17 protein-coding genes are annotated in these 20766 nt (G+C 62.8%); 10 read left to right on the top strand and 7 right to left on the bottom strand.

Annotation, left to right across the window (positions count from 1 at the left end; genetic code table 11):
• The first annotated feature begins 291 nt into the window (after positions 1-291).
• The 3 genes from AC1DZP_RS20525 to AC1DZP_RS20515 all read left to right on the top strand — a co-directional run bounded on the left by AC1DZP_RS20525 (position 292) and on the right by AC1DZP_RS20515 (position 4222).
• On the top strand, positions 292-2268 hold the full coding sequence (locus AC1DZP_RS20525; RefSeq protein WP_477304953.1) for a long-chain-fatty-acid--CoA ligase: 1977 nt from the start codon (positions 292-294) through the stop codon (positions 2266-2268).
• Entirely contained in the window at positions 2265-3071 is an 807-nt protein-coding gene (locus AC1DZP_RS20520) for a class I SAM-dependent methyltransferase (protein ID WP_477304951.1), read from the top strand. The genes AC1DZP_RS20525 and AC1DZP_RS20520 overlap by 4 nt, the downstream gene beginning before the upstream one ends.
• Before the next feature lie 143 nt (positions 3072-3214).
• Positions 3215-4222, top strand: a complete 1008-nt coding sequence (locus AC1DZP_RS20515) for a hypothetical protein (protein WP_477304949.1) — start codon at positions 3215-3217, stop codon at positions 4220-4222.
• Between the two features lie 43 nt (positions 4223-4265).
• Here AC1DZP_RS20515 and AC1DZP_RS20510 read toward each other — a convergent pair whose 3' ends face one another.
• Positions 4266-4988, bottom strand: a complete 723-nt coding sequence (locus tag AC1DZP_RS20510) for an HAD family hydrolase (RefSeq protein WP_477304947.1) — start codon at positions 4986-4988, stop codon at positions 4266-4268.
• Between the two features lie 5 nt (positions 4989-4993).
• Positions 4994-6637, bottom strand: a complete 1644-nt coding sequence (gene pgi, locus AC1DZP_RS20505; protein WP_477304945.1) for a glucose-6-phosphate isomerase — start codon at positions 6635-6637, stop codon at positions 4994-4996.
• Between the two features lie 300 nt (positions 6638-6937).
• On the opposite strand from pgi, the gene pdxR reads away from it, so the two are divergent.
• Both pdxR and AC1DZP_RS20495 read left to right on the top strand, forming a co-directional pair.
• Complete coding sequence (gene pdxR, locus AC1DZP_RS20500; RefSeq protein ID WP_457152471.1) at positions 6938-8431, top strand: MocR-like pyridoxine biosynthesis transcription factor PdxR; 1494 nt, start codon at positions 6938-6940, stop codon at positions 8429-8431.
• 192 nt (positions 8432-8623) lie between these two features.
• The gene (locus AC1DZP_RS20495) at positions 8624-10210 is read left to right on the top strand and encodes a trimethylamine methyltransferase family protein (protein ID WP_477304943.1); all 1587 of its coding nucleotides are present in this window, start codon (positions 8624-8626) and stop codon (positions 10208-10210) included.
• A gap of 15 nt (positions 10211-10225) precedes the next feature.
• Here AC1DZP_RS20495 and AC1DZP_RS20490 read toward each other — a convergent pair whose 3' ends face one another.
• The 4 genes from AC1DZP_RS20490 to AC1DZP_RS20475 all read right to left on the bottom strand — a co-directional run bounded on the left by AC1DZP_RS20490 (position 10226) and on the right by AC1DZP_RS20475 (position 14947).
• Complete coding sequence (locus AC1DZP_RS20490; RefSeq protein ID WP_477305271.1) at positions 10226-10624, bottom strand: hypothetical protein; 399 nt, start codon at positions 10622-10624, stop codon at positions 10226-10228.
• Positions 10625-10749: 125 nt separating this feature from the next.
• Positions 10750-12135, bottom strand: a complete 1386-nt coding sequence (gene chrA, locus AC1DZP_RS20485; RefSeq protein ID WP_477304941.1) for a chromate efflux transporter — start codon at positions 12133-12135, stop codon at positions 10750-10752.
• Positions 12132-12956 carry a chromate resistance protein ChrB domain-containing protein gene (locus AC1DZP_RS20480; protein WP_477304939.1) on the bottom strand — a complete coding sequence of 275 codons (825 nt, stop codon included), beginning with the start codon at positions 12954-12956 and terminating at the stop codon, positions 12132-12134. The genes chrA and AC1DZP_RS20480 overlap by 4 nt, the downstream gene beginning before the upstream one ends.
• Before the next feature lie 185 nt (positions 12957-13141).
• Entirely contained in the window at positions 13142-14947 is a 1806-nt protein-coding gene (locus AC1DZP_RS20475) for an IlvD/Edd family dehydratase (RefSeq protein WP_477304937.1), read from the bottom strand.
• A gap of 146 nt (positions 14948-15093) precedes the next feature.
• Between AC1DZP_RS20475 and AC1DZP_RS20470 the strand changes: the two genes are divergently transcribed.
• Positions 15094-15546: an SRPBCC family protein gene (locus AC1DZP_RS20470; protein ID WP_184877311.1), complete on the top strand. Its 453-nt coding sequence runs from the start codon at positions 15094-15096 to the stop codon at positions 15544-15546.
• Positions 15547-15781: 235 nt separating this feature from the next.
• Here the strand turns inward: AC1DZP_RS20470 and AC1DZP_RS20465 are convergent, their stop codons facing one another.
• Complete coding sequence (locus AC1DZP_RS20465) at positions 15782-16957, bottom strand: Mrp/NBP35 family ATP-binding protein (RefSeq protein ID WP_477305269.1); 1176 nt, start codon at positions 16955-16957, stop codon at positions 15782-15784.
• Between the two features lie 216 nt (positions 16958-17173).
• On the opposite strand from AC1DZP_RS20465, the gene AC1DZP_RS20460 reads away from it, so the two are divergent.
• From AC1DZP_RS20460 to AC1DZP_RS20445, 4 genes are all read left to right on the top strand, one after another.
• Positions 17174-17551 carry a VOC family protein gene (locus AC1DZP_RS20460; RefSeq protein WP_095084288.1) on the top strand — a complete coding sequence of 126 codons (378 nt, stop codon included), beginning with the start codon at positions 17174-17176 and terminating at the stop codon, positions 17549-17551.
• Positions 17552-17692: 141 nt separating this feature from the next.
• A complete protein-coding gene (locus AC1DZP_RS20455; protein WP_095082623.1) occupies positions 17693-18592 on the top strand; it encodes a LysR family transcriptional regulator in 900 nt (299 codons plus the stop codon).
• Positions 18593-18726: 134 nt separating this feature from the next.
• A complete protein-coding gene (locus AC1DZP_RS20450) occupies positions 18727-19206 on the top strand; it encodes a formate dehydrogenase subunit gamma (RefSeq protein WP_095082625.1) in 480 nt (159 codons plus the stop codon).
• On the top strand, positions 19203-20759 hold the full coding sequence (locus AC1DZP_RS20445; RefSeq protein WP_457151686.1) for a formate dehydrogenase beta subunit: 1557 nt from the start codon (positions 19203-19205) through the stop codon (positions 20757-20759). Before AC1DZP_RS20450 ends, AC1DZP_RS20445 begins: the two co-directional genes overlap by 4 nt.
• Positions 20760-20766 lie beyond the last annotated feature (7 nt).

The raw sequence follows: 20766 nt of genomic DNA, 5'->3' as shown, positions 1-20766 counted from the left end.
ATTCACGGGATTGTTAACGACCGCATTTTTTTATTGATCGCCGATCTGGCGATACAGGTGCCGCGCCGGCCCTCCCCCGGCCGAGGATGCGGCAGGACACCGGCTCGCAGTATCGGCGGCGGAAAGATTTTCAGCGGCAAATCTTTCGCCGCCTTGCCGCAGGGGCAAGACTTGCACCGCCGCCGATAGAGGCAATACATAGAAGATATCCTAGGCCGCAGCGGGGGGACGTCTCTGTCAATTCGGGGCGAGCGCGGCACGGACGAACAAGAATTATCCAGGGAGGAACGGGTGGCAAAAACATCAAAGACGACGGCGTCGGTGAAAGCCAAGACGGCTGCCAAGGCAGCCGCCGGCGCGGTCAAGCCGAAAGCGCCCGTTGCCGAAGCCGCCGCGGCCAAGCCGAAGGCGGCACCTGTGCCGGTGCAGGCAAGTGCAAAGCCGGCGGCCAAGGCCAAGCCTGCCGTCGGAAAGCCGGCGTCCGCGGCCAAGCCCGCCGCCAAGCCCGCGACGACGGCTGCAGCGGCGAAGGCCGCACCGGCGGCGAAGCCGGCCGCGGCCTCGCGATTGCCGGAGGCGCTGACGGCGCTGACTGCCGGGCTGCCGGAAAAGCCATGGCTCAAAAGCTATCCGAAAAGCGTACCAGCTGAAATCGGCGCCTTGCCCTACAGCTCGATCGGCGATTTCCTGGTCGCCGCCTGCAAGCAATTTTCCGCCCAGCCCGCCTTTACCTGCATGGACAAGTCCATCAGCTATGCCGATGTCGAACGGCTGTCGGCGGCCTTCGGCGCATACCTGCAATCGAAGGGACTGCAAAAGGGCGCACGCGTCGCCCTAATGATGCCCAACGTGCTGCAATATCCGGTGGCGATGATGGCCGTCTTGCGCGCCGGCTATGTCGTGGTGAACATCAATCCGCTCTACACACCGCGCGAACTGGAGCACCAGCTCAAGGATTCCGGTGCACAAGCCATCGTCATCCTGGAGAACTTCGCCAGCACCTTGCAGGCGGTCATCTCCAGAACCGCGGTCAAGCATGTCGTGGTCGCCGCGATGGGAGACATGCTCGGCGGACTGAAGGGCACGATCGTCAATTTCGTCGTGCGCCGGGTGAAGAAGATGGTGCCGGCATGGTCGCTGCCCGGCCATGTCAAGTTCAACGCGGCCGTGAAGGCCGGCGGCGGCGGCTTCAAGCCAGCCAAGGTGGCGGCCGACGATGTCGCCTTCCTGCAATATACGGGTGGCACCACGGGCGTCTCGAAGGGCGCAACGCTGCTGCACAGCAACGTGCTAGCCAATGTCGTGCAGAACGCGCAGTGGATGGAAGACGCCTATACGATCAAGCCGAAACCAGCGCATCCGAACTTTATCTGCGCCCTGCCGCTCTATCATATCTTCGCGCTGACGGTGAACGCGCTGATGGGCATGCAGCAAGGTGCGCGTAATGTGCTCATTCCCAACCCGCGCGACATTCCCGGCTTCGTCAAGGAACTGCAGAAATATCCGATCCACATCTTTCCGGGCTTGAACACGCTGTTCAACGCCCTGCTCAACAATGAGGACTTCCGCAAGCTCGACTTCAAGCCGCTGGTGCTGACGCTGGGCGGCGGCATGGCGGTGCAGAAGGGCGTTGCCGAGCGCTGGAAGGCGCTGACCGGCTGTCCGGTGACCGAAGGCTACGGGTTGTCGGAAACCTCGCCGGTGGCCACCGCCAACAAGTTCAGCGCCAGCGACTTCACCGGCACCATCGGCCTGCCGCTGCCGTCGACGGAGATCGCCATCCGTGACGACGACGGCAACAATCTGCCACTCGGCGAGGTCGGCGAAATCTGCATCCGGGGGCCGCAAGTGATGGCGGGCTACTGGAACCGGCCGGATGAGACCGCCAAGGTGATGACCAAGGACGGCTATTTCAAATCCGGCGACATGGGCTTCATGGACGAGCGTGGCTACACCAAGATCGTCGACCGCAAGAAGGACATGATCCTGGTCTCGGGCTTCAACGTCTATCCGAACGAGCTCGAGGAAGTCGTGGCGATGCATCCGGGCGTGCTCGAAGTGGCGGCGATCGGCGTGCCGGACGAGCATTCGGGCGAAGTGCCGAAGCTGTTCGTGGTCAGGAAGGACCCGGCGCTGACCGCAGAGACGCTCACCGCCTATTGCCGCGAGAACCTCACCGGCTACAAGCGGCCCAAATACATCGAATTCCGGACCGAGCTGCCGAAGACGCCGGTCGGCAAGATCCTGCGGCGGGCGCTGCGCGAATGACGGCAGCCGACGGCCTGGGCGCCGTGGATGCACCTTGCCGTCCTGACCCGACCGAGTTCATCAAGGCGAACATGCGCATCGCCCCGGTGCCGTCGCTTCCCGAAATCCGGCTTTATACGCCTCATCCGGGGAGTGGCCTGAGGCGGCTTATCGATCCGCGGCAAAGCTTCGACGATGATGACGACACGGCCGAGGCGGATGAGGATGGACCCGATCCGCAGCCGCCCTACTGGGCTTATGCCTGGGCCGGCGGCGCCGTTCTTGCACGCTATATACTCGACCATCCACAAACCGTGGCCGGTCGCCGCGTGCTCGACCTCGGCGCCGGTTCGGGCCTTGTCGGCATTGCCGCGGCCAAGGCCGGGGCGAGCGCGGTGATCGCCGCGGAGATCGATCGTAATGGCGTTGCCGCGATCGGCCTCAACGCCGCGGCCAACGGCGTCGAGATCACCATTGTCGACAAGGATATCACCACGGGCCCGCCGCCGGCGGTCGACCTCGTGCTCGCCGGCGATGTGTTTTACGGCCACGAGGTTGCTTTGAGGGTTATCCCGTTCCTCGATCGCTGCCTGGCAGCCGGCATTGAGGTGCTGGTCGGCGATCCCCGCCGCAACGATCTGCCTCTTTCCCGGCTGCGGTTGCACGCCGAATATCAGGTGCCGGATTTCGGCGACGCGAAAGGTGCCCCGACCAAGCCGAGCGGTGTCTTCTCGTTTGAGGCGGAAGAGCGCCGACCCCCCTCAAACCAAATCACTCGAATGACTGAGTTCGACCCTTTGCAGACGATTCTATGGAAGCTATAGTCCAGTTATGGGGTATCGGCTCGATATGGAAGCCTTGCTAGCCCCGCTTCACTTTGATCAAAACACCCGTACCTGCCCACATTGACCCATCCCTGTTTTCGCAGTTTCGTTCGCCCAGTCGAGGTTCCGGCAATCCCGAGCCTATGACCAACCCGGTCTGGGTATGGGCAATTGAACAGGGTCTCAGCGGTTACTCCCTAAACAAGACGTTCAACGGCCCGCGTTCAGAAGATGTCGGACCGTGCTGGAGCTTCAGCCGGTACGGGCGCACTGAAACCACGCTGCCTGACGGCCGCCTTGTCAGGATCGGCGGCGAGTATGAAGATTGGTACGATGCAGACTTCTACATCTACAACGATGTAATCGTTAGGCATCCTGGGGGCGGAACCGAGATTTTCGGCTACTCGGACGACGTTTTCCCGCCCACCGACTCCCACACGGCAAATCTTGTCGGCGACCGTATATTTATCGTTGGGAACCTATCTTATCCGAATGTTCGTGGTCAAAAGGCGCAAGTGCTTGTTTTGGACACAACGAACTATGGCGTTGGTCGCTTTGATACGACCGGTGAAACTCCGCCGTGGATATACAAACACTCTTCGGAACTAGTCGAAGATGGTAGTGCACTCCTGGTTCGCAGCGGGCTTCTCATCGGGCCGCAATGGCCTGCCGCGGTCGAGAACATCGACGATTGGCGCCTGGAGCTCCATACGGGCCGCTGGGAACGCCTCACCAAACGGCTCTGGCCACGATTTGCATTCGTTCGAGATGATGGATGTCAAAATCATCTTTTTTGGCTTCGCCGCCGTCTTTCGGATCGCGCCAGCGGCAGGCCGGAGGATAGTGACGGTTTTCGAGCCAGGCATCTTAGCCATCTCGGCCTCAATCCTCGAATGGACTTGCTCGAAACATTGTACACGCCCGACGTGCCTCATTCGAAGATGCCTGAAATTACGGACGAGCATCGTGTCTATCGCCTGTGCGTTGAGGGCGTCACCGTGCGCTATGTTGAGGGCTGGCACGATATTCGGCTGACGGTGGAAGGTGTTCTTCCGAACCGGATTGTCGAGATGATCCGCCTGGATCTGCTGACCAAGCTGACGGCAATCGAGAACACGACCATCAACTGTATCCAGGTGGTGGTCGAGTAGGCCACGGAAGGCGTCCGATGCCAGGAAGAAACAGCTTCCCCCGTCAGATCGTTTCCTTGACCCGCGCCGACAGAAAATCCGGCAGATCGGCAACCGAATCCAGCACGATATCGGCGATCGACGACAGCGATTCAGGTGTGCCGGTTCCGGAGAGCACGCCGATCGCCAGCCCGCAGCCGCCGGCTCGCGCCATCTCCAGGTCGTGGCGATTGTCGCCGACCATGGCGATTTGCACCGGCTTCAGCCCGGTCAGGTCGCAGAAGGCGAAGATCGTGTCCGGCGCCGGTTTCGGATTGGCCACCGCGTCATAGCCATAGGCAGCGTCGAAGAGCTGGGCGACGCCAAGCGTGACCATCGTCTTCTCCGCGCCGCTGGTTGAATCGTTGGTAGCAACGCCGAGCCGGTAGGATCGCTTGTGCAGCACTGTCAGCGTTTCGACGATGCCGGGCAGCGCCACCGCCATCGACGAGCCTTGCACGGACGTGATTTCGTTGAAGCGGGCGACGGCCAGCATCTGGTCCTCGTCGGACAGGCGCGGGAACCACAGTTCGACGACATCCATGTTGGTGCCCGAGGCAAAGATCGAATCGGGCCTGAACCGCTTGTTGACGAAATCGAAACCCGCCGCCGAAAGCAGCCTGTCGGCCTTCCAGCGATCGCCCTCGGCGGCATCCATAGCCATGAAGTCGGCAATGCCGAGCCAGGTCGCGTTGAAGTCGACAAGCGTCCCATCCTTGTCGAACAATATGCCCTTGATGTCTGCCAAACTGCTCACTCCGAACCACGCAAATGCTGGATGTATCCCACCAGGCCAGCGGTCGATGCATCCCGCTTCGCGGCACTTTCCTTGCCCTCCACGACAGGCAAGAGGCCGGTGGCCAGTTCCTTGCCGAGCTCGACGCCCCACTGGTCGAAGGAATTGATGTTGAACAAAGTGCCTTCGACGAAGACGCGATGCTCGTAGAGCGCGATCAGCCGGCCGAAGGTGCGCGGGTCGAGCTTGCGGTAGAGGATGGTCAGCGAGGGCCGGTTGCCGGAGAAGACGCGGTGCGGGGCGATCTTGTCGACCTCGGCCGGCTTCATGCCCTTAGCCAGCATCTGGGCGCGCGCCTCCTCCAGCGTGCGGCCCTTCATCAACGCTTCCGACTGCGCCAGGCAGTTGGCGAGCAGCAGATCATGCTGATGCTTGAGGTCCGGCTCGTGGCCGACGGCCGCGGCGAGGAATTCGACCGGGATGAAATCGGTGCCCTGATGCAACAGCTGGAAGAAGGCATGCTGGCCGTTGGTGCCAGGCTCGCCCCAGACCAGCGGTCCGGTCGGGGTCGTCACCGCAACGCCTTCGAGGGTGACGCTCTTGCCGTTTGATTCCATGTCGAGCTGCTGCAGATAGGCCGGCAGCCGGGACAGGCGCTGGTCATAGGGAATGACGGCACGCGCGGGATATCCGCAGATCACGCGATGCCACCAGCCGACCAGCCCCAGCAGCGCCGGCAGGTTCTCCTGCACCGGCGCGGTGCGGAAATGCTCGTCCATCTCATGCGCCCCATCGAGGAAGGCGCGAAAATTCCGCGGCCCGACCGCGATCATCACCGGCAGGCCGATCGCCCCCCAGACCGAATAGCGGCCGCCGACCCAGTCCCAGAAGCCGAAGACGCGATCCGATTCGATGCCGAACTTGGCCACCAGCTCGAGCGCGGTCGAGACGGCGGCGAAATGCTTGCCGACGGCTTCCTTGCCGAGCGCCTTCTGCACCCATTTGCGCGCCGTCTCGGCATTGGTCATCGTCTCGACGGTGGTAAAGGTCTTGGAGGCGATGATGAAAAGCGTGGTTTCGGCCGACAGGCCCTTCAGCGTGTCGTGGATATGGGCGCCGTCGATGTTGGAGACATAGTGCGCGCGCGGCCCGTCATGATAGGGGGCCAGCGCCAGCGTCGCCATGGCCGGGCCGAGATCGGAACCGCCGATGCCGATGTTGACGATGTCGGTGATTTTCTTGCCGGTGGCGCCGGCTGCCTTGCCGGAGCGCACGGCATCGGCAAAGGCGCCCATCGCGTCGAGCACGGCAGTGACGTCCGCCTTGACGTCCTGGCCATCGACGGTGACGCCCTTGCCGGTCAGGTTGCGCAGCGCCGTGTGCAGCACGGCACGGTCTTCGGTGACGTTGATCTTCTTGCCGGCGAACATCGCCGCCCGGCGGCCTTCGAGATCGGCTGCCCTGGCAAGTTTCTCCAGCAGGTCCATGGTGAGCGCGTCGACCGCGCATTTCGACCAGTCGAGCAACAGGTCGCCGTCGGTGGCGGAGAATGTCTTGAACCGCTGCGGATCGGCGGCGAAGGCCTGGCGCATGCTGGCTGGCGCCGCGGCGCGATGATCGCGCAAGGCTGCGAGCTGTTTCTGGAAGGCTGACTGATCCACTGGCGGGACTCCTGGCGTTTTCGACGCACCATATCAGACCGGATGTTTCCGGCGCGTGTCGTCGCGCCAAAACTAGTGAGCCGAATTCTGTACGGTCAATACGCGGGCGATGACGCGAATCGTCACGCGGCGACGATGCAGGTGCGTCCTGAGGTGGGCGGAGTGCCGGATTTTCCGCCGAAGGATCACTGGCATAAATCCCAACGATCAGAAAAATTGATTGGCGCAACCCCTTGTGCCACCGTTACATTCGACTGGTCCAGCCAAGCGAAAAAAGCTGGCCATCGAGGAACATCTTCCATGCCACAGCGAAACGACACGGCGATATGGTCCGGCCTGTTCCGGATTTCGGCCGAATCCGGCCAGACCCTGCAGGCACAGATCCGCCAAGCCATCGTGGCCGCCATTCTCGACCGCCAGATCGCCGCTTCGATGCCGCTCCCCTCTTGCCGGATCCTGGCCGAAAAGCTCGGCGTGGCGCGCGGAACCGTGGTGCTGGCCTTCCAGCAGCTCGTCGACCAAGGCTTCCTGGTGGCACGCGAACGGCGCGGCCATTTCGTCAATCCCGATGTGTTGGCGACACCAGCCAAGCCGCATCAGAAGGCGCCCGACCAGGCCAACGAGATCGACTGGAAGGCACGCCGCAAGATCGCCGCAAGCGACATGCCGCCGCCGGCCAAGCACGAGAACTGGATCAAGTCGTCCTACCCCTTCGTCTACGGCCAGTTCGACCCGGCGCTGTTCCCGACCGCCGAGTGGCGCGAGTGCAACCGCATGGCGCTTGCCGTGCTCGAAATCCGCAACTGGGCGTCCGACATGGTCGATCGCGACGATCCGTTGCTGATCGAACAGATCCAGGCGCGGCTGTTGCCGCGGCGCGGCATCTTCGCCAATCCCGACGAAATCATCGTCACGCTGGGCGCCCAGAACGCGCTCTACATGCTGGCGACGCTGTTGATGGGCAAGGGCTCCAAGGTGGCGATGGAGGACCCCGGCTATCCCGACGCACGCTCGATCTTCCGCCTTGCGGGCGCCGACATCCAGCCGGTGCCGGTCGACCAGTCCGGCATTGTAACCGCTTCTATTCCCAATGATTCCGGGTTCGTGTTCGTCACACCCAGCCATCATTGCCCGACCATGGTGCCGCTGTCGGCGGAACGGCGGCAGGATCTCCTGGCGCGGGCCAACCGCTACAACCAGATCATCATCGAGGATGGCTACGACAGCCAGCTTCTCGACGAGGCGCCGCAGCAGGCATTGAAGAGCCTCGACCGCTCCGGCCGCGTCGTCTATGTCGGCTCGATGTCGAAGACGCTGGCTCCAGGCCTGCGGCTCGGCTACATCGTCGCCTCGGCCGGACTGATCTCGGAACTCCGGGCGCTGCGCCGCTTCATGCTGCGCCATCCGCCTGCCAACAACCAGCGCGCCGTCGCGCTGTTCCTGTCGCTCGGCCATCACGAGGCACTTGTGCGGCGGCTGTCGAGCGCCTTCGACGAGCGGCGCAAGCGCCTGGTCCATGCGATTTCCGCTTTCCTGCCGGAATGGCGTTCGACCGATTCGGCCGGCGGCACATCGCTGTGGCTTGAAGGGCCGCGCGGCACCGATTCGCGCGGACTGGCCGAGGCGGCCGCCTCACGCAGCGTCATCATCGAGCCGGGCGATCGTTTCTTCGATCGCACTGAAAAGCCTTCGCGTTTCATGCGGCTGGGCATTTCCTCGATCGCGCTCCAGCACATCGAGCCAGGCATCCGCGAACTGGCCACCGCCGCCGGACGCAGGCCGGCCGCCGCCTGATCCACCGCCCGACCCCCTTGCCTGAGCCGCACAACGTGGCTCCGGCTCCATTAGCCCTGGCATATGCAGCCGGACCGTCTGGCTCATAGGCTGGGCCAATGCCGGCGGCATAGTCGGAGCACAAAGGGGAAAGAAGCAGCCGATGGTGGACCAACCGCCGCGCCCTGCTTCTCGGAAAGGTGGAGTGTCTCCATGTCAGTTCTTGAAAAGCAGGAAGCGGCGGCGGATCAACGTTCGCGCCGCTCCGGCGGGCGCGAAGCGCGCCGCGCTATGCGGGCAGCACCGTTGGCCGACGACATCAAGCCGGTGCGCGCCGGCCTCGAAGGCGGCAGCTACGGGCCGCTGACGGAGAACGACCAGGAACGCATCCACGAAGCCGTGCTGACGCTCCTGGAAACGGTTGGCTTCGCCAATGCCATACCCTCCTGCATCGATGCCCTGACTAAGGCCGGCGCCAGCTATGGCGATGACGGCCGCATCCGCTTCCCCCGCGCGCTCGTGCTCGACACGATCAAGAAAGCGGCGCGGCATTTCACGCTGCACGGCCAGGACCCCAAGCACGACATGCTGATCAAGGGCAAGCGCGTGCATTACGGCACGGCAGGCGCCGCCGTGCATCTGGTCGATGTCGAAAAGCGCGAATACCGCGAGTCGCTGCTGCAGGACATCTATGACGCCGCCCGCCTCGTCGAGGGGCTCGACAACATCCATTTCTTCCAGCGCCCGATGGTGCCGCGCGACATTCCCGACCCGCTCGATATGGATTTCAACACGCTATATGCCTGCGTGATGGGCACGTCGAAGCATGTCGGCACCTCGTTCACGGTGCGCGAGAATGTGCAGCCGGCGCTCGAAATGCTCTATGCCATTGCCGGCGGCGAGGAGAACTTCCGCTCCCGGCCGTTCGTCTCGAACTCCAACTGCTTTGTCGTGCCGCCGATGAAGTTCGCCGAGGACGCCTGCGGCGTGCTAGAGGCCTGCGTCGAAGGTGGCATTCCGATCCTCTTGCTGTCGGCCGGACAGGCCGGTGCCACGGCCCCGGCGGCGATTGCCGGTGCGGTGGTGCAGGCGGTGGCCGAAGTGCTGGTCGGCCTCATGTATGTCAACGCCATCAAGCCGGGGCATCCGGCGATCTTCGGCACCTGGCCATTCGTGTCGGATCTCAGGACCGGCGCCATGTCTGGCGGTTCAGCCGAGCAGGCGGTGCTGACCGCGGCCTGCGCACAGATGGCGCAATATTACGACCTGCCGGGCGGCTCGGCCGCGGGCATGACGGATTCGAAACTGCCCGACATCCAGTCCGGCTATGAAAAGGGCATTACCGATGTGATGGCCGGCCTTGCCGGGCTCAACCTGGTCTACGAATCGGCCGGCATGCACGCCTCGCTGCTCGGTTTCTGCCTGGAGAGCCTGATCATCGACAACGACATGCTCGGCCACTGCCTGCGCTGCGTGCGCGGCATCGAGGTGACCGACGAGGCGCTGTCGATCGAGACCATCGCCGATGTCTGCCTGAAGGGACCGGGCCATTATCTCGGCAACGAGCAGACGCTGCGGCTGATGCAGACCGAGTATTTCTATCCGGCCGTGGGCGACCGATTTTCGCCCAAGGAATGGAATGAGAAGGGCCGGCCCGACATCCTGCAACGGGCGATCATCGAGAAGAAGCGCGTGCTCGCCGAGCGCTTTCCGCGCCAYGTGCCGAAGCTGATCGACGACAGGCTGCGTGCCCGCTTTGGCGAGATGATCAAGCTGCCGCGCGGCAGCATGGGCGGGTAGGCCCTCGCAGAACAATCAGTCGCCAACCAGCCCATAGCGCTCGACGACTTCGGCATTGATCAGCTTGGCGTGCAGCGTCATCAGCACGATTTGCGCATCCAAGCTGTCGCCGGTTTCAAGGGCGGCCTCGATCCGATGCTCTGCATCCAGCCTGTTCTGAAGACCGTTGGATCGTTCGAAGGCTTCCGGTCCGGCGATGCAGTAGCTGAACAATCGCGCCACGTCTGCATAGGCTTGGCCGGGCGGCTCGTCAGGCCAATGATCCTTCATCAGATTGACGATTGTCAGTTTTACGCCCTCCGGCACGAGGGCGGGATGAAGGTCGGCGCCACGCAATGCCGCATCGAGCTGCCTCAAGTCGCCCGAGCGGCCGAACATTCCGAGGAAGCCAAGGGAAGAGCGTCGTGGCGCCATCATGTTCCAATCCGTTTCAAACCACTTAAGTGGTTCGCAAGCGGAATACAAAGGCAGTGACCTCTAAAGCGCGTCACATTGAAACGGGTTCACGCGACGCGCTTTATGCCTTGCCGTTGTGCATGTCAGCCACTTGCCGCCAACAGCAAGACACCGGCCAGGGCTGATCCGGCAAGCGTCGGCAGCATGCCGATTCTAAACTTCAGGATAGCGATCATGGCGGCACAGGAAAGCAGCGCCGCGCGCCAGTCGATCGACGAAAATACCGGCACATTCACCCCGAGGCCCAGCGCGTGTACCTCATGGAAAATGACGTGCAGGGCGAACCACAGAGCCAGATTCATGATCACCCCGACAACAGCGGCGGTGATCGCGCCAAGTGCTGCCGATAAGGCCTTGTTGCCGCGCAGGGCCTCGATATAGGGCGCACCGAGGAATATCCAGAAGAAGCAGGGCGTGAACGTAACCCACAGGGTCAGTAACGCCCCCAGCGATCCGGCAAGCAGCGGGTCCAGCGAGCCGGGATGGCGGAACGCGGCGATGAAGCCAACGAACTGCAACACCAGGATGAGCGGACCCGGCGTCGTTTCGGCAAGGCCCAAACCGTCGACCATTTCACCGGGAGCGAGCCAGCCGAAGGACTGGACGGCTGCCTGGGCGACATAAGCGAGCACCGCGTAGGCGCCGCCGAAGGTGACGACCGCCATGAGACTGAAGAACCGGCCGATCTCGGTCCAGACGCTTGCAGAGCCGGTAAGCCACCAGATCAGCAGAACAGGCCCGAACCAGATCGGCAGCCAGATCGCAATCGTGCGCGGCGCATGCCATTTCGTCGGCCTGAGGTGGGCCAGTTCGCCGCGCTCGAACATCAGGTCGACCGCTCCCTTGCTATCCGCAATACCGTCCTTGCCATGTGCCGAGCCGGAAAACAGCGCCGGAGCAATGCGGTTTCCCAGCCATCCCGTTAGGCCCGCGAGCAGGACGATGAGCGGGAACGGTACATTCAACGCATAGATGGCGATGAAAGCCGAGACGGCGATCGACACCATGACCCTGTTCTTCAGGGCACGCCGTCCGATCCGGATCACCGCCTCGATGACAATGGCAAGCACCGCCGCTTTCACCCCGAAAAACAGCGCCTCGACGAGCGGCACGTCGCCATAGAGCACGTAGAGGCTGCTCAGGACGAGCATGACGAGCGCGCCCGGCACCACGAACAGGATGCCGGCGACAAGGCCGCCGATCGTCCTGTGCAGCAGCCAACCGACATAGATGGCGAGTTGCTGGGCTTCGGGGCCAGGCAGCAGCATGCAATAGTTCAGAGCGTGCAGGAAACGCTGCTCGCCGATCCAGCGCCGCTCCTCGACCAGTTCCTTGTGCATCAATGCGATCTGCCCGGCCGGCCCGCCGAAGCTGAGCAACCCGATTTTTGCCCAGAGTTTCATGGCTTCGGTGAAGGTCGGCGCAGCCGGGCCCTGGACCACGGTATCTTGCGACTCGAGCGCGCTCATGACGGTTTGCCCGCGCCTGTACTGGGCCAGTTGTGCGTTTCTTCAGTGGCGTCACGACACCAACGAAAGAACGCATCGTAGAGCAGCATGCCTGCGTCCAGCTGTTCCAGGTCGTCGCGAAACATACGCGACAGGCCAAGCGAAGCCGCCAGGAAGCCGGCAGCCTGGGGAACAAGATCGAGGCTTGCGGTGTCGGCCGCGCGCACGATCAGGGCAAGGCGATCGAGCGCCTCGGATTCCAGCCCGAACTCCTCAATCATCGTGTCGAAGGTGCAGCGTTCGCCGCGATGGCTCCAGAACACATCGTCGATGTCGAAAGGCACTGCCTGGAAGCGATCGGCCACGGCAAGAACTTCGGCCGGCTCGACAAACAGAAAGATCGCATGGGGATCGACGAAACGCCGGATCAGCCAGGGGCAAGCGATGCGATCCACCTTCGGGCGGGCTCGTGTCACCCACACGGTGCGCCCCTTTTCGTCGCGTGAGGGCAAGGTGTCGGTGCGAACCAGAAGTCCCTTTGCATCGCGCCAGGCTTCGAACCCACCGTCGAGGCTTTCGGCGGAAATGCCCTCATGGCGCAGCCATGCGGCGACACCTTGCGAGAGTTTCAGCCCTTTCTGGCAAACGACCGTCACTGGCTTGCCGGCGAATTCGGCGGCCCAGGTCGAAACAGTCTTGAAATCGCGCCGGCTCGAGGCCGGCAGAAGGCGTGGATCGGCGTCGAAGTCTTCATCGATACGGACATCGATGATGACAGGCGCGCCTGGCAGACCGATCAGACGGGATAATTGCGATACGGTGATAGCGGTTGTTGACGGCATGGCGTCCACCTCCTGGAAAAAGAAGCTTGGACGCGAACGTTGGGCTGACGCCTCACGGGGTCGTCGCGATACACCCCTTGCCATGATGGTGGATGCATCGCGCAGGCTTGTCAAGGATGGCGGCGGCCTGATCCGGATCAAGCCGCCATTTGTCGTTTATGTACGCATCTACGAACAGATGTCGCTCAGTGATTATCCCTGGGGACACCTCTGGTGTGCGCGACATCCTGGTATTTCACCGCCGGCTTCAGCACCATTCCCTCTGAAAACTGCGCAACCATACCGCGCTGGATCTCCTGCCAGGGCGTCTGGTGCTTGGGATAGTCATATCCGCCATTGTTCTGCAGTTCAGCACGCCGCCGGGTGATCTCGTCGTCGGTGACGAGGATGTCGGCCGTGCCTTTGCGCAGGTCGATGCGGACACGGTCGCCCGTCTTGAGCAGCGCCAACCCGCCGCCGATCGCGGCTTCCGGCGAGGCGTTGAGGATCGAAGGCGAACCCGACGTGCCGGACTGGCGGCCGTCACCGATGCAGGCGAGCGCATGGATGCCCTTCTTGATCAGATAGGCCGGCGGCTGCATGTTGACGACCTCGGCGCCGCCGGGATAGCCGATCGGGCCGGCGCCACGCATGAACAGGATCGTGTGTTCATCGATGCCTTGCGCCGGATCGTCGATGCGGGCGTGGTAGTCCTCGGGCCCGTCGAAGACCATGGCGTTGCCTTCGAAAGCCTCGGGATCCTTCGGATTGGAGAGATAGCGCTCGCGGAATTCGGGCGAGATGCCGCTGGTCTTCATGATCGCGGAATCGAACAGATTGCCCTTGAGGTTGATGAAGCCGGCATTGGCCTTCAGCGGCGCGGCAACGGAGCGGATGACGTCGGTGTTCTCGTTGGCGACACCCTCGCTATTCTCACCGATAGACTTGCCGTTGACCGTGCGCGCACCGGGATGCGGCAACAGTCCGCCCTTCATCAGTTCAGCGATCACCGCCGGCACGCCGCCGGCATGATGGTAATCCTCGCCCAGATATTCGCCCGTCGGCTGCAGATTGACCAGCAGCGGCACATTGAGGCCGACCGTCTGCCAGTCGTCATTGTCGAGCTTGACGCCGAGATGGCGGGCGATAGCGTTGAGATGGATAGGCGCGTTGGTCGAGCCGCCAATTGCCGAATTGACGACAATGGCGTTCTCGAAAGCCTCTCTCGTCATGATGTCGGACGGCTTGAGGTCTTCATGCACCATGTCGACGATACGTTTGCCGGTCTCGTAGGCGATCTGGCCGCGCTCGCGGTAAGGTGCGGGGATGGCGGCCGAGCCCGGCAATTGCATGCCAAGCGCCTCCGCCAGCGAGTTCATCGTCGTGGCGGTGCCCATGGTGTTGCAGTAGCCGGTGGACGGCGCCGAAGAGGCGACGATGTCCATGAACTCGTCATAGTCGATCTCGCCGGCCGACAGGCGCTGGCGCGATTCCCAGACGATGGTGCCGGAGCCGGTGCGCTTGCCCTTGTGCCAGCCATTGAGCATCGGGCCGACCGACAGCGCGATCGCCGGGATGTTGACGGTGGCTGCCGCCATCAGCAGGGCCGGCGTTGTCTTGTCGCAGCCGATGGTGAGCACGACGCCATCGAGCGGATACCCGTACAGCACCTCGACTAGGCCGAGATAGGCAAGGTTGCGGTCAAGAGCGGCGGTGGGCCGCTTACCGGTCTCCTGGATCGGATGGCACGGGAACTCGAACGGAATGCCGCCCATCGAGACGATGCCTTCGCGCACGCGCTTGGCCAGCTCGATATGATGCCGGTTGCAGGGCGAGAGATCCGAACCGGTCTGAGCGATGCCGATCAGCGGCTTGCCGGACATCAGTTCGGCCCGAGTCAGGCCGTAATTCAGGTAGCGCTCCAGGTAGAGCGCCGTCATGCCCGGATTGTCGGGATTGTCGAACCACTCCTGCGAGCGAAATTTTTTCTTCCTGGTGGGGGCGCCTGCCATCGTGGTCTCCGTATTTGTAAGACAAATCGATATGGCAACGCGCGGGAGCAGGCAAGAGGGCGCAGGGTCGCATCCGGACTTTGGTGCGATAGACATGCATGCAGCCGTGCGTTACGGCTTCGATCAATCGTGTCAGGGAGGTTTTCATGGCTTTGGTGATCGAAGGCGAGGAGCGCATTGCCGCGCCCCTGCAAAAGGTGTGGGAAGCGCTGAACGATCCCGAGGTCTTGAAGGCGACGATTCCCGGCTGCCAGAGCCTGGAGATGAAGTCGCCGACCGAGATGGCGGCGACCGTGGTGGTGAAGATCGGGCCGATCAAGGCGACGTTCAACGGCGAGGTGACGCTCAAGAATCTCAAGCCGCCACATTCCTACACCATCCAGGGCGAAGGCAAGGGCGGCATCGCCGGCTTTGCCAAGGGCGGCGCCGACGTGACGCTGACAGAGGATGGGCCGGATACCACGGTGCTGAAATACGCGGCCAAGGCCGATGTCGGCGGCAAGATCGCGCAGCTCGGCAGCCGGCTGATAGAATCGACCTCGAAGAAACTGGCCGGACAGTTTTTTTCAAGCTTCGGCGAGAAGGTTGGCGCGGCTTAGGTTACGTCCTCGCTCGAACGACGCCTGGCTTCTCTGGGGCCAGCGCTGCCCCTCATCCGCCTGCCGGCACCTTCTCCCCGTATAGTGACGGGGAGAAGCGAACTGGCCGCAACGTCGGCGCCCTTCCTCCCGCGCTGATTGGCGAAATCATCAAGGACGGTGTCTTTCTCCCCGTCACTATCCGGGGAGAAATGTCCTGCAGGACAATGAGGGGCGGCGCCTACCTAACGAAAAACTACTCGAACACGATGTTCGGCACCGCGTCGGCGGCCGCACCACGCTCTTCGTTGATCCGGTCCCAAACCTTCGAAGCGATATCCCTGTAGATCCTTGCCTCGGCGCCGTCGGGCTTCGAGACAACCACCGGCGTACCGGCATCCGAGCTTTCGCGAATGCCCATCTCGAGCGGCACTTCGCCAAGGAAGGTGACGCCCAGACGCTCGGCTTCGCGGCGCGCGCCGCCATGGCCGAAGATGTCGTAGCGTTTGCCGGTATCGGGAGCGATGAAATAGCTCATGTTCTCGACGATGCCGAGCAGCGGCACGTCGACCTTCTTGAACATGTTCAGGCCCTTGCGTGCATCGATCAGCGCCAGATCCTGCGGCGTCGAGACGATGACGGCGCCGGCCAATGGGACTTGCTGGGCCATGGTCAGTTGTGCGTCGCCGGTGCCGGGCGGCATGTCGACGACGAGCACGTCGAGCCGGCCCCATTCGACCTCGCGCAGCATCTGCGTCAGCGCCGACATCACCATCGGACCGCGCCAGATCATCGGTGTCTCCTCATCGACGAGGAAGCCCATCGACATCACTTTAAGCCCATAATTCTCCATCGGTTTCAGGATCTTGCCGTCGACGGTCTGCGGCCGGCCGTGGATGTTGAGCAGTCGCGGCATAGACGGGCCATAGATGTCGGCGTCGAGCACGCCGACGCGCAAACCATTGGCGGCGAGGCCAAGAGCGATGTTGACGGCCGTGGTCGACTTGCCGACACCACCCTTGCCGGAAGCGACGGCGATGATCGCTTCTATGCCTGGCACGCCACGCCTGCCCTGGCTGTGCGAAGCCGGAGCGTGCGAAGCGGCACGCGGCGCGGTGGCAGCCGGCGGCGCTGGCCTGGGTGCGGGGCGCGATGGAACCGGCGCTTCCATGCCGCCGCCTTTCTTTTCCGCCGTCAGTGCAACGACGGCACCGGCAACGCCGGGAATAGCCTTGACGACGCGCTCGGCAGCAGCCCGCAGCGGTTCCATCTCCTGGGCGCGAGCGGCGGGAACGGTGATCGAGAAGAAGACCTTGGAATCGGCGATGAAAATCTCGGAAACCATGCCAAGGTCAACGATGTTGCCGGTGAAATCCGGGCCATTGACCGTCTTCAGGCGCTCGGTGACGATTTCCTTGGTGACGGACATCAGTTCTTCCTTATGCAAGCTTTGGCCTGAGATAGTGCAGTTTCCGGACAGAACCAAGCCGTGGAGCAATAGCTGCCTTGGTGTGCCCGCAAAAACGACGGGCGGTGTCGGAGCAGCCGGCATTTTGCGAACCGGCGATCGCCAAACGGCCCCTCTGATCTATTTCAAGGATCGACATGAGCAATCAATCGAGTTGAGCAATCAGGGAAGGAGACGATCATGCTCGCAAACAGCAACGCAACTGCCAATGTGGCGGTGAAAGACCTGGCCAGGGCAAAGGCCTTTTACGAAGGGACGCTGGGCCTCAAGCAGGTGGATGATATGGGTGGCGAACTGATCGTCTACAAAAGCGGCGACACGCTGATCAATGTCTATCATTCGCAATTCGCAGGTACCAACAAGGCGACGGCGGTGACCTGGACAGTCGGCGACGAGATCGGGACCATCGTCAAGTCGTTGAGGTCGAAGGGTGTCGCATTCGAGCACTATGAGATGCCCGGCCTGACGCTGGAGGGCGACGTGCATGTCGGCTACGGCATGAAGGTGGCATGGTTCAAGGATCCCGACGGCAACATCCTGAACCTTGTCGACAAATAGGCTATTGCGCATTTTCGAAGAGGCGGCGGGCGCATGATCCGGAACAGGCACTCCTGGCCGGTTTTCCTGGAGCCGGCGGTTTGTTCTAAGCTTTTGTTCTGTTGCATTTATGCGGACGCCAAAATGCTCTAGCTTCCGTCCATGATCGACAAGCTGGAATTCTTCATCGCACTGGCCAGGGAAGAGCATTTCGGCCGGGCGGCGGAAGTGTGCGGGGTTACCCAGCCGACGCTGTCGGCCGGCATCAAGCAGCTCGAGGGCCAGCTCGGCGTGATGCTGGTGCTGCGCGGCTCGCGCTTCCAGGGGCTGACGCCCGAAGGCAAGCAAGTATTGGTCTGGGCGCGTCGCATCGTCGGCGACACCCGCACCATGAGAGAAGAGATGCGGGCGGCGCGCCACGGCCTGTCTGGTCGCATCCGCATTGCCGCAATTCCGACCGCCCTGGCCATGGTGGCGCGGCTGACGACCCCCTTTCGGGCAAAACATCCCGGCGTGACCTTTTCGGTGCTGTCGCGGACCTCCATCGAAGTGTTGTCGCTGCTCGGCAATTTCGACATCGATGCCGGCATCACCTATCTCGACAACGAGCCGCTGGGGCGCGTCACCAGCGTGCCGCTCTATGACGAGCGCTATCAACTGATCACCGCGGTGGGGAATCCCTATTCCGACCGCGACAAAGTGACATGGGCAGAGCTTAGCAGCCTGCCGCTCTGCCTGCTGACGCCGGACATGCAGAACCGCCGCATCATCGACCAGCACCTGGCCGAGGCCGGGGTGCAGGTGCGGCCGACACTCGAATCCAATTCGATGATCGTGCTGTTTTCGCATATCCGCACCGGCAAATGGTCATCGATCATGCCGCTCAACCTGGCGGAAACATTCGGCTTTTCCGAACCGATCCGGGCCATTCCGATCGTCGAGCCGGACGCCAGCCACACGGTCGGCCTGGTGGCTGCGCCGCGCGAGCCGCACACGCCACTGGTCTCGGCGCTGCTGGACGAGGCGATGGCGCTGGCGGACGATTTCCACGCCCGCCGCTAGGCTAGATAATAGCGGCTGACCAAGCTCGATAGAAAATTTCTATCGAGCAACGAAACAGCTTTATTGATTCCGAGGGTTTCCTCTGATTTTGTAAAGACTTAGCGATAAAAGCTATCGACCAGGGAGGGCGCTGCATGCCAATGCAGCCTGCAAGTACCGAGATCACATCGCGCACGACCGCGATCATCCAGGAACTGAAAGGCCTCGAAGGCCCGCTGCTGCCGATCCTGCACGGCATCCAGGAAGAGTTCGGCCATGTGCCGCAGGATGCGCTGCCAGTCATCGCCGAGGCGCTGAACATCTCCAGGGCCGAGGTGCACGGCGTTGTCACCTTCTATCACGATTACCGCAGCCATCCGGCCGGCCGGCATGTGCTGAAGGTCTGCCAAGCAGAATCCTGCCAGTCGATGGGTTCCGACGCCATCGCCGCCAAACTGAAGCAGTTGCTGGGCATAGGCTTCCACGAGACGACCCGCGACGGTTCGGTGACGCTGGAGCCGGTCTATTGTCTCGGCCTGTGCGCCTGTTCGCCCGCCGCCATGCTCGATGGCGAAGTGATCGGGCGGCTCGATGACGAAAAGCTCGACGAGATCGTTGCCGAGGTGCGCTCATGATCCCGCGTATCTACATTCCCGCCGATTCCGGTGCACTGGCGCTGGGCGCCGAAAAGGTCGCCAAGGCGATCGCAAGTGAACTGGCGGAGCGCGGCATCGAAGCCAAGATCGTGCGCAACGGCTCGCGCGGCGCTTATTTCCTCGAACCGATGGTCGAAGTTGCGACCGCCAACGGCCGCGTCGCCTATGGCCCGGTCAAGCCATCCGACGTCAAAAGCCTGTTCGACAGCGGCTTCCTCACCGGCGGCCCTCACAAGCGCTGGCTGGGCGCGCCGGACAAAATCCCCTTCCTGGCCAAGCAGACGCGGCTGACCTTCGCGCGTTGCGGCGTCATCGATCCGCTGTCGCTCGAATCCTACAAGAAGCATGGCGGCTTGAATGGGCTGACGAACGCGTTGGCATTGACGCCCGCCGCCATTGTCGCCCAAGTCACCGAATCCGGACTGCGCGGGCGCGGCGGCGCGGGCTTCCCGACCGGCATCAAGTGGAAGACGGTGCTCGATACCGTGGGCGACCGTAAATACATCGTCTGCAACGCCGACGAAGGCGACTCCGGTACCTTCGCGGACCGCATGATCATGGAGGGTGACCCCTTCGTGCTGATCGAAGGCATGACGATCGCCGGAATCGCCACGGGTGCGACCAAAGGCTTTGTCTATGTCCGCTCGGAATATCCGCATGCGGTGGCGATGATGAACAAAGCCGTCGAGGTTGCCCGCAAGGCCGGCGTGCTTGGTGCCAATGTGCTGGGTTCGCCCTATGCGTTCGACATGGAGATCAGGGTCGGCGCAGGCGCCTATGTCTGCGGCGAGGAGACGGCGCTGCTTGACTCACTCGAAGGCAAGCGCGGCATGGTCCGCGCAAAGCCGCCGCTGCCGGCGCATAAGGGGCTGTTCGGCAAGCCGACGGTGATCAACAACGTTATCTCGCTGGCCTCGGTGCCCGTCATCATGGACAAGGGTGCGGCCTTCTACAAGGATTTCGGCATGGGCCGCTCGCGCGGCACGATCCCGATCCAGATCGCCGGCAACATCAGGTATGGCGGCCTGTTCGAAGCGGCCTTCGGCATGACGCTGGGCGAGATCGTCGACGACATCGGCGGCGGCACGACGACGGGACGCCCGGTCAAGGCGGTGCAGGTCGGCGGACCGCTCGGCGCCTATTTCCCGCGCGCGCTGTTCGACACGCCGTTCGATTATGAAGCCTTCGCGGCCAAGGACGGGCTGATCGGCCATGCCGGCATCGTGGTGTTCGACGACACTGCCGACATGCTGAAACAGGCACGCTTCGCCATGGAGTTCTGCGCCATCGAAAGTTGCGGCAAGTGCACTCCCTGCCGCATCGGCTCGACGCGCGGTGTCGAGACCATCGACAAGCTCGCCGCGGGCATCGAGCCGGAGAAGAACCTCGCTCTGGTCACCGACCTCTGCAACACGATGAAGTTCGGCTCGCTCTGTGCGCTGGGCGGCTTCACGCCTTACCCGGTCATGAGCTCGATCACGCATTTCCCCGACGACTTCAAGCCGGCGCCCGTGCGCGTGGCTGCTGAATAGGAGCTGG

The sequence above is a fragment of the Mesorhizobium sp. P2_F8 genome (genome assembly GCF_056403655.1).
Note: the sequence above shows the minus strand (reverse complement) of the source record. Positions and strands in the feature narration are given on the sequence as shown.

What these genes read in the sequence shown, in the direction of transcription:
- AC1DZP_RS20520 (WP_477304951.1), top strand. Translation starts at nt 2,265, where the DNA reads ATGACGGCAGCCGACGGCCTGGGCGCCGTGGATGCACCTTGCCGTCCT.
- AC1DZP_RS20515 (WP_477304949.1), top strand. Translation starts at nt 3,215, where the DNA reads ATGACCAACCCGGTCTGGGTATGGGCAATTGAACAGGGTCTCAGCGGT.
- pdxR (WP_457152471.1), top strand. Translation starts at nt 6,938, where the DNA reads ATGCCACAGCGAAACGACACGGCGATATGGTCCGGCCTGTTCCGGATT.
- AC1DZP_RS20490 (WP_477305271.1), bottom strand. Translation starts at nt 10,624, where the DNA reads ATGGCGCCACGACGCTCTTCCCTTGGCTTCCTCGGAATGTTCGGCCGC.
- chrA (WP_477304941.1), bottom strand. Translation starts at nt 12,135, where the DNA reads ATGAGCGCGCTCGAGTCGCAAGATACCGTGGTCCAGGGCCCGGCTGCG.
- AC1DZP_RS20480 (WP_477304939.1), bottom strand. Translation starts at nt 12,956, where the DNA reads ATGCCGTCAACAACCGCTATCACCGTATCGCAATTATCCCGTCTGATC.
- AC1DZP_RS20475 (WP_477304937.1), bottom strand. Translation starts at nt 14,947, where the DNA reads ATGGCAGGCGCCCCCACCAGGAAGAAAAAATTTCGCTCGCAGGAGTGG.
- AC1DZP_RS20470 (WP_184877311.1), top strand. Translation starts at nt 15,094, where the DNA reads ATGGCTTTGGTGATCGAAGGCGAGGAGCGCATTGCCGCGCCCCTGCAA.
- AC1DZP_RS20460 (WP_095084288.1), top strand. Translation starts at nt 17,174, where the DNA reads ATGCTCGCAAACAGCAACGCAACTGCCAATGTGGCGGTGAAAGACCTG.
- AC1DZP_RS20455 (WP_095082623.1), top strand. Translation starts at nt 17,693, where the DNA reads ATGATCGACAAGCTGGAATTCTTCATCGCACTGGCCAGGGAAGAGCAT.
- AC1DZP_RS20450 (WP_095082625.1), top strand. Translation starts at nt 18,727, where the DNA reads ATGCCAATGCAGCCTGCAAGTACCGAGATCACATCGCGCACGACCGCG.
- AC1DZP_RS20445 (WP_457151686.1), top strand. Translation starts at nt 19,203, where the DNA reads ATGATCCCGCGTATCTACATTCCCGCCGATTCCGGTGCACTGGCGCTG.